Origin of the sequence: Salmonella sp. SAL00670, from assembly GCF_046552235.1 — a bacterium.
Taxonomy (GTDB): Bacteria; Pseudomonadota; Gammaproteobacteria; order Enterobacterales; family Enterobacteriaceae; genus Salmonella; species Salmonella enterica.
In genome coordinates, this window is the sequence record NZ_JBGDUO010000003.1 from 1 (window position 1) to 12,858 (window position 12,858).

A 12,858-nucleotide genomic window follows, 5' to 3' on the forward strand; every position below is an offset into this window, starting at 1 on the left:
TTGGTGGGTCGTGCAGGATTCGAACCTGCGACCAATTGATTAAAAGTCAACTGCTCTACCAACTGAGCTAACGACCCACTTTTGCGTCGCTTTCGAGTTGTTTAATATCCCGTGGCAACGGCGGCATATATTACTGATTTCAGATTTGAGCGCAACAAAAATTTCGACGCAGAGGGCTCAACTGCTTAGGAATCGCACGACGCGACCAGAAAAAAGGCGTTTTCTGGTCGCATGGTACGCATTACATCGCGTTAAGACGCTTCTGCGCCTGTTTCGCGCCATCAGTGCCAGGATATTTGTTAATCACCTGCTGATAAACTGCTTTCGCTTTTGCCGTATCACCTTTGTCCTGCATGATAACGCCAACTTTGTACATCGCGTCCGCAGCCTTCGGCGACTTAGGATAGTTTTTTACTACCGAGGCGAAATAATAGGCGGCGTCATCTTTTTTACCCTTGTTGTAATTCAACTGGCCCAGCCAATAATTGGCGTTCGGCTGATAAGTAGAATCAGGGTATTTCTTGATGAAGTTCTGAAACGCCACAATCGCATCATCCTGGCGAGACTTATCCTGCACCAGCGCAATTGCCGCATTGTAATCGGTATTCGCATCGCCACTTTGTACCGGCGCCCCTGAGGTTGCCGTACCGGCATCCGGGGCGGGGGTCGCAGTGGTTGCCGCCCCGCTCTGGTCACCAGCTGCTGGCTGCGCTGCGCCGCCATTATTTAAGCTCCCCAGCTGCAGCATAATTTGCTTCTGGCGCTCCATCACCTGATTCAGTTGATACTGATTTTCCTGGATTTGGCCGCGCAAAGAATCGATATCGGACTGATTATCGGAGAGCTGCTGCTGAAGTTGGGTTAAAAGCTGGCTGTGAGCGTTAGAGATACGCTCAAGTTGAGTGACGCGGTCTTCGACCGAGCCTGAGCCGACACTACTGATTGGCGCCTGAGCAAAAGCGGCCCAGGGGGCCGCTATGCCAACCAGTAACGACAGACTCAACAGGTGATGTCTGAAGTTACTGCTCATGCAATTCTCTTAGTAAACCAGTACAGCGCGACGGTTCTTAGCGTAAGCCGCTTCGTCGTGGCCCAGTACGGCAGGTTTTTCTTTACCGTAAGAAACGATGGAGATCTGGTCAGCGGAAACGCCTTTACCCTGCAGGTACATTTTAACGGCGTTAGCACGACGCTCACCCAGGGAGATGTTGTACTCCGGAGTACCGCGTTCGTCCGCGTGACCTTCTACGGTGACTTTGTAAGACGGGTTGCTACGCAGGAAGTTAGCGTGCGCATCCAGCATTGCCGCGAAGTCAGAACGGATATCGTACTTGTCGAGATCGAAGTAAACGATGTTGTTCTGCTGCAGCTGCTGCATCTGCAGACGCGCTTGCTCTTCAGATGACATGTTGCCGTTGCCGTTAGCGTCCATACCAGTGCCGGCGCCGTTCAGCATACCGCCTTCGCTACCGTCATTGCTGGCGTTCTTGTTGGAAGAACATGCCGCGATTGCCATAACAGGCAGGGCAATCATCAGGCCCTTCAGCACTTTGTTCAGTTGCATTTCTTTAATTCCTTTAGTAATCAATTAATTATTATCACAGATACGGCGACCAGGCAGGCGATTTCACCTGACCATCAGTTGCCGGAAGACGCGCTTTGAAACGCCCATCTGTAGAAACCAAATTCAGCACAGATCCCATCCCCTGAGAAGAGCTGTAGATTACCATCGTGCCGTTAGGTGCCAGACTTGGCGTTTCATCCAGGAACGTTGACGACAGAACCTGTACGCCACCCGTCACCAGATCTTGTTTGGCAATGTGCTGCTGCCCGTTATTTGAGCTTACCATTACCATAAATTTACCGTCGCTGCTGACATCCGCATCCTGGTTTTGCGAACCTTCCCAGGTAATACGCTGCGCCGCACCGCCGTTAATGTTCATTTTATACACTTGCGGACGTCCAGCCTGGTCAGAGGTAAAGGCCAGAGTCTGGCTGTCCGGGAACCAGGTCGGCTCCGTATTGTTGCTACGGCCGTCCGTTATCTGACGAATCTGACCGGAGGCGAGATCCATAACGTACAGGTTCAGACTTCCGGTTTTCGATAACGCGAACGCCAGTTTCGTCCCATCCGGCGAGAAGGCCGGCGCGCCGTTGTGACGCGGGAAGGACGCAACCTGACGCACTGCGCCGTTTGCCAGCGTCTGGATAACCAGCGCGGAGCGACCGCTTTCAAATGTCACGTAAGCCAGTTTTGAGCCGTCCGGAGACCACGCCGGAGACATCAACGGCTGCGGAGAACGGTGCACCACAAACTGATTGTAACCATCGTAATCCGACACACGCAGTTCATACGGGAACTGACCGCCATTAGTCTGTACCACATAGGCGATACGAGTACGGAACGCGCCCTTAATGCCCGTCAGTTTTTCAAAGACTTCGTCACTGGCGGTATGGCCTGCATAACGCAGCCACTGCTTGTTCACTTTATAAGAGTTTTGCGCCAGTACGGTACCCGGCGCGCCGCCAGTGTCAACCAGCTGATAAGCAACATTGTAGGAACCGTCCGGATTCGGCGTGACCTGTCCAACGACGACGGCATCAATACCCAGCGCAGACCATGCGGTAGGCTGAACTTCCTGAGCGGTGGCTGGCTGCTGCGGCAGTCGGGACCGGTCTAACGGATTAAATTTACCGCTATTGCGTAAATCTGCCGCCACGATGCCACCGATATCTTCAGGCGCAGCGCCCGGTCCGGCCCATTTAAAAGGCACAACGCCAATCGGTCGCGCCGAGTCCACCCCCTGGGTGATCTCAATACGGACTTCTGCGTGCAGCACCGCCGCCCACAGCATCAGAAAACCAAATGCTACTCGTAATGCCTGCTTCATCATATCTCCCATACCTGGGCCTGCGACCCACGATAATTTAGCAGAATGTTAACAAACTCAAATACACAAAACCACCAGGACCAGTAACAACTCAACTGCTCTAACTTCCATAAAGAAAAGTATCTACAGTTTAAAGTCTAGTTTGGCATCCTTTATTTTCTCATAAACAGCCTGGCTTGGCGGTTTAGGAATTTTCGCGGTTTTTGCCGCCATTAACGCCGCCTGACAAAGCGCCGGATCGCCGCCCTCAGACGTAATGCTTTTTAATGAGCCATCCGGCGCCAGGCTAATATGCAAGACACATTGTTTGCCCTGATACAGGCTCGCATCATACAGACGGCTCTGAATGGCGACCTGAATCTGTTTCGCGTAGGCGCTGATATCAGCGCCTGTCGCCCCACCGTTAGCGCCCGATGTACCGCTATCTTTCGATGGCTGGCCATTCCCTTTCGCGCCGCCGCCGGTTTTCGGCGCATTCTTACCCGAGCTGAGATCGCCAAGCAGATCATCGACGCCTTCTGCGGCGGCCGCTTTTTCGGCAGCCGCTTTCTTCTTAGCGTCCGCCGCTGCTTTCGCCGCCGCGGCATCCGCTTTCTTCTTCGCCTCCGCCGCCGCTTTCGCCGCCTCGGCATCCGCTTTCTTCTTAGCGTCCGCCGCTGCTTTCGCCGCTTCGGCCTCCGCTTTCTTCTTCGCCTCCGCCGCTGCTTTCGCCGCTTCGGCCTCTGCTTTCTTCTTCGCGTCCGCCGCTGCTTTCGCCGCTTCGGCTTCCGCTTTCTTCTTCGCGTCCGCTGCCGCTTTTACCGCCTCGGCCTCTGCTTTCTTCTTCGCGTCCGCCGCCGCTTTCGCCGCCTCGGCCTCCGCTTTTTTCTTCGCGTCCGCCGCCGCTTTCGCCGCTTCTTCGGCCTGTTGCTGCTGCTGTTGCGCCAGTTTTGCTGCTTCTTCAGCCTGCTTTTGCTGCTCCTGAGCCGCTAAACGTTCTTTCTCAAGTTGTTTCAACCGCTCCTGTTCGGCAGCCTGCTTCTGCTGCAGCTCCTCTGCTTGCTGCTGTTGCAGCTTTTTACGCTCTTCTTCCGCGCGTCTGGCGCTGGCCTGTTGATCCTGCTGACGGTTGTACTGCTGCACAACGGCGCCAGGATCGACCATCACCGCGTCGATAGCGGAACCGCCGCCGCCGCCGGCAGAAGCCTCTATATGCTCATCAAACGAACTCCAGATCAGCACTGCAAATAAGATGATATGCAGCACGGCTGAAATAATTATCGCCCGTTTGAGCTTGTCGTTTTGTTCGGTTGCCTTTGACACTCTCGGTTCCCAAAAAACTGTTCGCCTGTTACTCGCCGTCTTTCAAGCCAACGGGACGCAGACTTCAGATTGGCTGCGTCATTAAGCCAACCGATTTTACGCCCGCGCTGTGTAACAAGTTCAGCGCTTTAATTATTTCATCGTACGGCACCTCTTTCGCGCCGCCGATTAAAAAGACTGTTTTCGGATTAGCCTGCAGATGACGCTTTACTTCTGCGATCACCTGTTCAGACGGCAGTTGATCCATTCGATCTTTATCAACCACTACGCTGTATTGCCCTACTCCGGAAACCTCAATAATGACCGGTGGATCGTCGTTACTACTGACCGCCTGCGACTGATTCGCCTCCGGTAAGTCGACTTCCACGCTCTGGGTAATGATCGGCGCGGTTGCCATAAAGATCAGCAGCAGCACCAACAGTACGTCGAGTAGCGGTACGATATTGATTTCGGACTTAAGTTCGCGACGACCTCGTCCACGCGTTCTGGCCATGGCTTACCCCTTGTTGCTTTCGCTTACGGTAAACGCCTGGCGGTGCAGAATCGCGGTGAACTCTTCCATAAAGTTGTCGTAATTCAGTTCCAGCTTGTTCACGCGCTGATTCAGTCGGTTGTAAGCCATAACCGCAGGGATAGCGGCAAACAGACCAATCGCCGTGGCAATCAATGCTTCGGCAATACCCGGCGCAACCATTTGCAGAGTCGCCTGTTTCACCGCGCCCAGGGCGATAAACGCATGCATAATCCCCCATACGGTGCCAAACAGACCGATATAAGGACTGATAGAGCCTACCGTGCCAAGAAACGGGATATGCGTTTCCAGCGTTTCCAGCTCTCGGTTCATGGAGATGCGCATCGCACGCGACGCCCCCTCTACCACTGCCTCCGGCGCATGGCTGTTGGCGCGATGGAGCCGGACAAACTCTTTGAACCCGCTATAAAAGATTTGTTCCGAGCCCGACAGACTATCGCGTCTCCCCTGGCTTTCCTGGTACAGACGCGATAGTTCGATTCCGGACCAGAATTTATCTTCAAACGCTTCCGCCTCACGCGCAGCGGCGTTCAGGATACGCGTTCGCTGGATAATGATGGCCCAGGATGCTATTGAAAAACCAATCAAAATCAACATGATAAGTTTAACCAGAAGGCTTGCCTTCAGGAACAAATCAAGGATATTCATGTCAGTCACTGCTTAAACTCCGCGACAATAGACTTAGGAAGCGCACGAGGCTTCATTTTGAGTGGATCAACGCAAACAATCAGAACCTCTGCTTCATTTAGCAGCGTGTTCTCTGCGTTGACAATGCGTTGCGTGAAAACCAAAGCGGTGCCACGCATTGACGTAATTTCTGTTTGAACTTCAAGCATATCGTCGAGCCGCGCAGGCGCATAGTATTCCAGCGTCATCTTGCGCACCACAAAGGCGACCCGCTCCGCCAGCAGCACCTGTTGGCTGAAGTGATGGTGACGCAGCATCTCCGTGCGCGCTCTTTCATAAAAAGCGACATAGCTGGCGTGATAAACCACACCGCCGGCGTCCGTGTCTTCGTAATAAACTCGAATTGGCCATCGAAACATATACTTATTCATCCCTGCAGCCTCTTTGTTGGCGTCATCCGCTTGCCGCCGTAATGCCTCAAGAATGCCGTTGTATATCGCCTTGTATTCACTTTACATCCCGGTAATGCAACAAAAGTAGAGCTTTTAAACGTTGCTACTATACGCGTGGGAATGAGGCTTGGGAATGGGGGGAAGTTAAGGGAGAGTAAAAATATATGGGCTTATGCAAGCCCATATATTTTTAAGGAGGTTTCTTATTCACAAGAAGAAGAAAATCAGGCCGACGATAAGGACGATATCCGCAAGGAGCGGACAAAAAATCCCTTGCCAGTGTACGGATTCAGGGCGAAAACCCACGCCGTGGATTATGCCTGCGCAAACCGCCCACATCAGCAATAATCCGTGCCAGATTTCAAGCGTGCTGGTCCTGGCGGCAAACCGTGACGGGTCCCAGAACATACATCCTGCCAGCACTATCGCCATCACGAAGGAAAGCGCCCTTAACGGGCGCTTGTCCATTACCGCATACAGTTTTGCGATAATATGGGTCATTAGCTTTCTTCTTGACCGGTTTTACCCGCTTCAACGTGCTCAAGCGCCAGGGCGGTAATGATCCCGAATGCACAGGCAAGAAGCGTTCCCAGAATCCATGCGAAATACCACATTTTAAGCTCCTTACTTAGTACAGAGAGTGGGTGTTGCTTTCAATATGTTCTTTAGTGATACGACCGAACATTTTCCAGTAACACCAGCTGGTGTAGATCAGAATGATCGGTACGAACACCGCCGCAACCCAGGTCATCAGGTTCAGCGTCATCTGGCTGGATGTCGCATCCCACATGGTCAGGCTGGCATTCATCATCGTGCTGGACGGCATCACAAATGGGAACATAGCGATACCCGCCGTCAGAATAATGCAGGCCAGGGTCAGCGAAGAGAACAGGAATGCCCACGCGCCTTTCTCCATACGGGAAGTCAGGATAGTCAGCAGCGGCAGAACCACGCCCAGAGCCGGAACCAACCACAGGATCGGAGCATTATTAAAGTTCACCAGCCAGGCGCCAGCTTCACGCGCCACTTCTTTAGTCAGCGGGTTAGAGGCGGCATGATGGTCAATCGCGGATGTCACGACATAACCATCAATACCATACATTACCCAAACGCCCGCCAGCGCAAAGCACACTAATGTCACCAGCGCCGCAATCTGCGAGGTGGCGCGCGCGCGCAGGTGCAGTTCGCCAACGGTACGCATTTGCAGGTAAGTCGCCCCCTGCGTGATGATCATCCCTACGCTTACGATACCCGCCAGCAGACCAAACGGGTTCAGCAACTGGAAGAAGTTACCGGTGTAGTACAGACGCAGATACTCATCCACGTGGAACGGCACGCCCTGCAACAGGTTGCCAAAGGCCACGCCAATCACCAGCGGCGGCACAAAGCTACCGATGAACACGCCCCAGTCCCACATGTTGCGCCAGCGCGGGTCTTCAATCTTGGAACGGTAATCAAAACCGACCGGACGGAAGAACAAAGACGCCAGCACCAGGATCATCGCTACATAGAAACCGGAGAACGCCGCGGCGTAAACCATCGGCCAGGCAGCAAACAACGCACCGCCCGCGGTGATCAACCACACCTGGTTACCGTCCCAGTGCGGGGCGATAGAGTTAATCATAATTCGACGTTCGGTGTCGTTACGACCGAGGAAACGGGTGAGCATCCCCACCCCCATGTCGAACCCATCGGTGACGGCGAAACCAATTAGCAAAATGCCAACCAGCAGCCACCAGATAAAACGTAGTACTTCATAATCGATCATTTGACGACTCCTGTCTTAGCGTGCCGGCTGAGAAGTCACGGTGGACTGCTCAAAGTGATAGCGACCGGTTTTCAGGCTGCTTGGGCCAAGGCGTGCAAATTTGAACATCAGGAACAATTCTGCCACCAGGAACAGGGTATACAGGCCGCAAATCAGGAACATGGAGAACAGCAGATCGCCCACGGTCAGCGATGAGTTCGCCACGGCTGTCGGCAACACTTCGCCGATCGCCCACGGCTGACGACCATACTCGGCGACGAACCAACCTGCTTCAACCGCAATCCACGGCAGTGGAATGCCGTACAGCGCCGCGCGCAGCAGCCATTTTTTCTCACCGATGCGGTTACGAATCACGCTCCAGAAGGAAAGTGCGATGATCGCCAGCAGCAGGAAGCCGCACGCCACCATGATACGGAAAGCGAAGTACAGCGGCGCAACGCGAGGAATGGAATCTTTCGTCGCTTGCTGGATCTGCGCTTCGGTCGCGTCAGTCACATTAGGCGTATAGCGTTTCAGCAGCAGGCCGTAACCGAGATCTTTCTTCATGCTGTTAAACTGGTCGCGAACGGCCTGGTCGGTAGAACCGGCGCGCAGCTGCTCCAGCAGTTCATAGGCTTTCATCCCGTTACGGATACGCTCTTCATGCTGAACCATGAGATCTTTCAGACCAATAACCGGCGTGTCCACGGAACGCGTAGCGATAATGCCGAGCGCATAAGGGATCTGAATCGCCAGATGGTTTTCCTGTTTGTCCTGGTCAGGAATGCCGAACAGGGTAAAGGAGGCCGGAGCAGGTTGCGTTTCCCATTCTGCTTCAATCGCAGCGAGCTTGGTTTTCTGCACGTCGCCCATTTCGTAACCGGATTCGTCACCGAGTACGATAACGGACAGTACGGCAGCCATACCGAAGCTGGCAGCAATAGCAAAGGAGCGTTTAGCAAAGGCGAAGTCACGACCTTTCAGCATGTAGTAAGCGCTGATACCGAGGATGAACATCGCGCCGGTGACATAGCCGGACGCCACAGTGTGAACAAATTTCACCTGTGCTACCGGGTTCAGTACCAGTTCAGAGAAGCTCACCATTTCCATACGCATGGTTTCGAAATTGAAATCCGCAGCGATTGGGTTTTGCATCCAGCCGTTCGCTACCAGAATCCATAACGCGGAGAGGTTGGACCCCAGAGCCACCAGCCAGGTGACGCACATATGCTGAACTTTACTCAGACGATCCCAGCCGAAGAAGAACAGACCTACAAAGGTGGATTCGAGGAAGAAGGCCATCAAACCTTCGATGGCCAGCGGCGCACCGAAGATGTCCCCAACATAGTGGGAGTAGTACGACCAGTTTGTCCCGAACTGGAACTCCATGGTCAAACCGGTAGCCACACCCAGAGCAAAGTTGATACCAAACAACTTGCCCCAGAACTTGGTCATATCTTTATAAATCTGTTTGCCGGAAAGGACGTATACCGTTTCCATAATGGCCAGCAGGAACGCCATACCGAGCGTTAGCGGCACAAACAGGAAGTGGTACATCGCGGTCAAGGCAAACTGTAAGCGCGACAGTTCGACTATATCTAACATCATGACTCCTTGCTCATCGCATGAAGACTCCGAGAGTGAACCCCGTTAGAAAGGGTCACACGCATGCCCCAATACAAATTTATTTGCGGCCTTCCATCGTACTATCCCCTCGGGAAGGAAACAGTAATGATGAAAAGTTACAAACATGTTAATAAAAAACCCAAATTGATCCCGCAAATATATTACGCCGTAAAACCCTTACAATAAACAGGTTTTTAGTGGGTCAGATTTGCTTTTTTCGACAGCGATCAATTTATGGCTAATCTATCGCTTTTCAGGGAATTTGATCACGGACAATTTAACCAGTTTTGATGCTCTTTTCCAACATTTAAATATTGATTAAAATCAATTTTTGAAGTTAATGTTAATAATGTTTATTCATTGAATGCATGGTGAATTTTTTGTTAACTTTTTGTTTTTGCAAAGAGTAATTTTAAACCCCCTGTAAAAAGAGGCTTATTCGATAAGGCTAAACATTTTGTGCGTTTTTTACTGCCCCGCATCCCGTAAAAAACATTCCACATTGATGTTCAATTATTGCTAAATAGCTCACAGATTTTTTCTGCAGGTTATCAATACTTATTATTTTATACATTTAGTCTATTTTTATTTTACTTATAATTAACACCGCAAAGAAACTATCTCATTGCACACGCGCCATCATCCCACCGGGATTACCCTGCCCCAACTTCCCTTTCCCGACGACTAACGGCCAGGATCATCTTGCCAGGTTATCGCCTTAATTATCGCTAATAAGCTTTCCAGATAGCCAGAAACAAACATTTTATTCGCTAATTTTTCTTTATTTCAATAACACCGTATTTGCCTCTCTATAATTATTATAGTGAAGATTCTGTTATCACCTTCACAGATTTACCCTCAATATCTACGTCACTCATAGTGATAATTCTGTTTATTCGCAGCCATAAATACCCTTTAAACATGATTAATCACGAACGAATAGTGTCAATAAGTTCTTAATAATTTTTAAAGTTAACCTCTTTTAACCAGCAAAAGTTCATATGATTTATTAAACGATATCTTTAATACTTCAGGGAAATAATGCTGGTACTCTTATGATTAAAATAGCTGTTTTATTCTGCCATTAAACAAGCAGTCTGTGTAAGCGCGATACATCTGAGGAGACGTGTAGTTCGCGCTCAGGCAAACATGCGCGGCCACAGAGTCAAGCGTCAATTTACTATAGAGGTTAGCGTCAACATAGTGTAATGCTGCAATGCGTTTTTTTCATGGCGGAAAGCGCATAATCCGTCTCCAGTGAGGTCGGCAGGTCTTTCACTAAGACAGCATCTGTATTTGCTGCAAAAGAGTTAACCGGCAAACTGAGTAAATTTACTGCCGCTGCCAGACGGTTATTATCAATTATTTTTAGACTCCACCATGTTTTTTTAATGAGGCATCATTTTCCTATAGCTCAATATTTACAAAGCCAATAATTTTATATCCCGGATGCTTCACCCGTACTTTGCCACAAACAATAAAGCCATAAAAAAGGCCACCGTAAAGGTGGCCAACCATGTCGAAAACGGACATTTATCTGTTCCCGCAGGAACAGCGAGTTTTATTTTATAATTGCTTTCAGCGCTTCGCCGATATCGGCCAGACTGCGAACCGTCTTCACGCCAGCAGCTTCCAGCGCGGCGAATTTTTCATCCGCGGTGCCTTTACCACCGGCAATGATGGCGCCAGCGTGGCCCATACGCTTGCCTTTCGGCGCGGTAACACCCGCGATATAGCCAACAACCGGCTTGGTCACGTGGTCTTTAATGTAAGCCGCCGCTTCTTCTTCTGCACTACCGCCGATCTCACCGATCATCACGATCGCTTCAGTCTGCGGATCTTCCTGGAACAGTTTCAGGATATCGATAAAGTTAGAGCCCGGAATCGGGTCGCCGCCGATACCCACGCAGGTGGACTGGCCGAAACCGTAGTCGGTGGTCTGCTTAACCGCTTCGTAGGTCAGCGTGCCGGAACGGGAAACGATACCCACTTTACCCGGCTTATGAATGTGACCCGGCATGATGCCGATTTTGCATTCGCCCGGGGTGATCACACCTGGGCAGTTCGGGCCGATCATGCGCACGCCTGCTTCGTCCAGCTTCACTTTCACGGTCAGCATATCCAGCGTCGGAATACCTTCGGTGATGGTGATAATCAGTTTGATGCCTGCGTCGATCGCTTCCAGAATGGAGTCTTTGCAGAACGGCGCCGGGACGTAGATAACGGATGCGGTCGCACCGGTAGCTTCTACCGCTTCGCGCACGGTGTTGAACACCGGCAGCCCCAGATGCGTGGTGCCGCCTTTGCCCGGCGTTACGCCGCCCACCATCTGCGTACCGTAAGCAATCGCCTGTTCGGAGTGGAAAGTCCCCTGGCTACCGGTGAAGCCCTGGCAGATAACCTTGGTATCTTTATTAATTAAAACGGACATTATTTCCCCTCCACTGCGGCAACAACCTGCTGAGCTGCATCCGTCAGACTTTTCGCTGCAATAATATTCAGGCCACTGTCAGCCAGTTTCTTCGCGCCGAGTTCGGCGTTGTTGCCTTCCAGACGCACCACCACCGGAACGTTCACGCCCACTTCTTCCACCGCGCCGATGATACCGTCGGCAATCAGGTCACAACGGACGATACCGCCGAAGATGTTAACCAGAACCGCTTTCACGTTGTCATCCGAGAGGATAATTTTAAACGCTTCGGTGACGCGCTCTTTGGTTGCGCCGCCGCCCACGTCAAGGAAGTTAGCCGGTTCGCCGCCATGCAGCTTAACGATGTCCATGGTGCCCATCGCCAGACCCGCGCCGTTCACCATGCAACCGATGTTGCCGTCCAGCGCGACGTAGTTCAGTTCCCACTGCGCTGCCTGCGCTTCACGCGGGTCTTCCTGAGACTGGTCACGCATTTCACGCAGATCCGGCTGGCGGAACAGCGCGTTGCCGTCAGCGCCCAGCTTGCCGTCGAGGCAAATCAGATCGCCCTGCTTAGTAATCACCAGCGGGTTGATTTCGATCAGCGCCAGGTCGCGCTCAAGGAAAATGGTTGCCAGACCCATAAAGATTTTGGTGAACTGCTGCACCAGTTTACCTTCCAGACCCAATTTGAACGCCAGTTCCCGTCCCTGATACGGCATCGGGCCGGTCAGCGGATCGAGCGCGACTTTATGGATCAGATGCGGGGTTTCCTCCGCAACTTTTTCGATCTCTACGCCACCTTCGGTAGACGCCATAAAGACCACGCGACGAGAACTACGGTCAACCACCGCGCCGAGGTACAGTTCTTTGCCGATGTCGGTCGCCGCTTCAACCAGAATCTGGTTTACCGGTTGGCCATTAGCGTCTGTTTGATAGGTCACCAGACGTTTGCCCAGCCAGTTTTCCGCGAAGGCGCGAATCTCTTCTTTGCTTTTTACTACCTTCACACCGCCCGCTTTGCCGCGGCCGCCAGCGTGAACCTGACATTTCACTACCCACGGGCCGGCACCGATTTTAGACGCGGCTTCTTCGGCTTCACGCGGAGTAGTACAGGCATAACCCACCGGCGCCGGTAAGCCATAGCGGGCAAAAAGTTGTTTTGCCTGATATTCATGTAAGTTCATGTGTTCTGTCCATCCTTCAGGTAATCGTTATCTTTAGACCTGTAGGCCTGAAAGCTGCGCGCCATCAGGCATTACACCATCGCC

At 52.0% G+C, this 12,858-nt stretch carries 13 protein-coding genes and 1 tRNA gene; all 14 read right to left on the reverse strand.

Annotated elements, in window-relative coordinates; genetic code table 11:
* Position 1: 1 nt before the first annotated feature.
* The 14 genes from ACLJRS_RS10990 to sucC all read right to left on the reverse strand — a co-directional run bounded on the left by ACLJRS_RS10990 (position 2) and on the right by sucC (position 12,774).
* Positions 2-77: transfer RNA gene (locus tag ACLJRS_RS10990), tRNA-Lys, on the reverse strand.
* 164 nt (positions 78-241) lie between these two features.
* Positions 242-1,030: a cell division protein CpoB gene (gene cpoB, locus ACLJRS_RS10995; RefSeq protein ID WP_000097552.1), complete on the reverse strand. Its 789-nt coding sequence runs from the start codon at positions 1,028-1,030 to the stop codon at positions 242-244.
* Between the two features lie 9 nt (positions 1,031-1,039).
* A complete protein-coding gene (pal, locus tag ACLJRS_RS11000) occupies positions 1,040-1,564 on the reverse strand; it encodes a peptidoglycan-associated lipoprotein Pal (RefSeq protein ID WP_001176621.1) in 525 nt (174 codons plus the stop codon).
* A gap of 34 nt (positions 1,565-1,598) precedes the next feature.
* The gene (gene tolB, locus ACLJRS_RS11005) at positions 1,599-2,891 is read right to left on the reverse strand and encodes a Tol-Pal system beta propeller repeat protein TolB (protein WP_001562341.1); all 1,293 of its coding nucleotides are present in this window, start codon (positions 2,889-2,891) and stop codon (positions 1,599-1,601) included.
* A gap of 123 nt (positions 2,892-3,014) precedes the next feature.
* A complete protein-coding gene (gene tolA / locus ACLJRS_RS11010) occupies positions 3,015-4,193 on the reverse strand; it encodes a cell envelope integrity protein TolA (RefSeq protein ID WP_000030587.1) in 1,179 nt (392 codons plus the stop codon).
* Positions 4,194-4,257: 64 nt separating this feature from the next.
* Positions 4,258-4,686 carry a colicin uptake protein TolR gene (gene tolR / locus ACLJRS_RS11015; protein ID WP_000124676.1) on the reverse strand — a complete coding sequence of 143 codons (429 nt, stop codon included), beginning with the start codon at positions 4,684-4,686 and terminating at the stop codon, positions 4,258-4,260.
* A gap of 3 nt (positions 4,687-4,689) precedes the next feature.
* A complete protein-coding gene (tolQ, locus tag ACLJRS_RS11020) occupies positions 4,690-5,382 on the reverse strand; it encodes a Tol-Pal system protein TolQ (protein ID WP_000131318.1) in 693 nt (230 codons plus the stop codon).
* The gene (ybgC, locus tag ACLJRS_RS11025; protein WP_001046240.1) at positions 5,379-5,783 is read right to left on the reverse strand and encodes a tol-pal system-associated acyl-CoA thioesterase; all 405 of its coding nucleotides are present in this window, start codon (positions 5,781-5,783) and stop codon (positions 5,379-5,381) included. The genes tolQ and ybgC overlap by 4 nt, the downstream gene beginning before the upstream one ends.
* A 228-nt stretch (positions 5,784-6,011) precedes the next feature.
* Positions 6,012-6,305 (reverse strand): cyd operon protein YbgE, encoded by a 294-nt coding sequence (gene ybgE / locus ACLJRS_RS11030; protein ID WP_000148790.1) that lies wholly within the window; start codon positions 6,303-6,305, stop codon positions 6,012-6,014.
* Positions 6,305-6,418, reverse strand: a complete 114-nt coding sequence (gene cydX / locus ACLJRS_RS11035; RefSeq protein ID WP_000270278.1) for a cytochrome bd-I oxidase subunit CydX — start codon at positions 6,416-6,418, stop codon at positions 6,305-6,307. Before cydX ends, ybgE begins: the two co-directional genes overlap by 1 nt.
* Positions 6,419-6,432: 14 nt before the next feature.
* Positions 6,433-7,572, reverse strand: coding sequence for a cytochrome d ubiquinol oxidase subunit II (gene cydB, locus ACLJRS_RS11040; protein ID WP_000568258.1), 1,140 nt, complete (start codon positions 7,570-7,572; stop codon positions 6,433-6,435).
* A gap of 15 nt (positions 7,573-7,587) precedes the next feature.
* Positions 7,588-9,156 carry a cytochrome ubiquinol oxidase subunit I gene (cydA, locus tag ACLJRS_RS11045; RefSeq protein ID WP_000884369.1) on the reverse strand — a complete coding sequence of 523 codons (1,569 nt, stop codon included), beginning with the start codon at positions 9,154-9,156 and terminating at the stop codon, positions 7,588-7,590.
* A gap of 1,582 nt (positions 9,157-10,738) precedes the next feature.
* The gene (gene sucD, locus ACLJRS_RS11050; RefSeq protein ID WP_000114631.1) at positions 10,739-11,608 is read right to left on the reverse strand and encodes a succinate--CoA ligase subunit alpha; all 870 of its coding nucleotides are present in this window, start codon (positions 11,606-11,608) and stop codon (positions 10,739-10,741) included.
* The gene (gene sucC / locus ACLJRS_RS11055) at positions 11,608-12,774 is read right to left on the reverse strand and encodes an ADP-forming succinate--CoA ligase subunit beta (RefSeq protein ID WP_001048590.1); all 1,167 of its coding nucleotides are present in this window, start codon (positions 12,772-12,774) and stop codon (positions 11,608-11,610) included. The genes sucD and sucC overlap by 1 nt, the downstream gene beginning before the upstream one ends.
* Positions 12,775-12,858: the final 84 nt, after the last annotated feature.

Excerpts from the sequence above, each read along its gene's own strand:
- sucD (WP_000114631.1), bottom strand. The coding sequence starts at position 11,608 with ATGTCCGTTTTAATTAATAAAGATACCAAGGTTATCTGCCAGGGCTTC.
- cpoB (WP_000097552.1), bottom strand. The coding sequence starts at position 1,030 with ATGAGCAGTAACTTCAGACATCACCTGTTGAGTCTGTCGTTACTGGTT.
- cydB (WP_000568258.1), bottom strand. The coding sequence starts at position 7,572 with ATGATCGATTATGAAGTACTACGTTTTATCTGGTGGCTGCTGGTTGGC.
- pal (WP_001176621.1), bottom strand. The coding sequence starts at position 1,564 with ATGCAACTGAACAAAGTGCTGAAGGGCCTGATGATTGCCCTGCCTGTT.
- ybgC (WP_001046240.1), bottom strand. The coding sequence starts at position 5,783 with ATGAATAAGTATATGTTTCGATGGCCAATTCGAGTTTATTACGAAGAC.
- ybgE (WP_000148790.1), bottom strand. The coding sequence starts at position 6,305 with ATGACCCATATTATCGCAAAACTGTATGCGGTAATGGACAAGCGCCCG.
- tolB (WP_001562341.1), bottom strand. The coding sequence starts at position 2,891 with ATGAAGCAGGCATTACGAGTAGCATTTGGTTTTCTGATGCTGTGGGCG.
- tolR (WP_000124676.1), bottom strand. The coding sequence starts at position 4,686 with ATGGCCAGAACGCGTGGACGAGGTCGTCGCGAACTTAAGTCCGAAATC.
- cydX (WP_000270278.1), bottom strand. The coding sequence starts at position 6,418 with ATGTGGTATTTCGCATGGATTCTGGGAACGCTTCTTGCCTGTGCATTC.
- sucC (WP_001048590.1), bottom strand. The coding sequence starts at position 12,774 with ATGAACTTACATGAATATCAGGCAAAACAACTTTTTGCCCGCTATGGC.
- cydA (WP_000884369.1), bottom strand. The coding sequence starts at position 9,156 with ATGTTAGATATAGTCGAACTGTCGCGCTTACAGTTTGCCTTGACCGCG.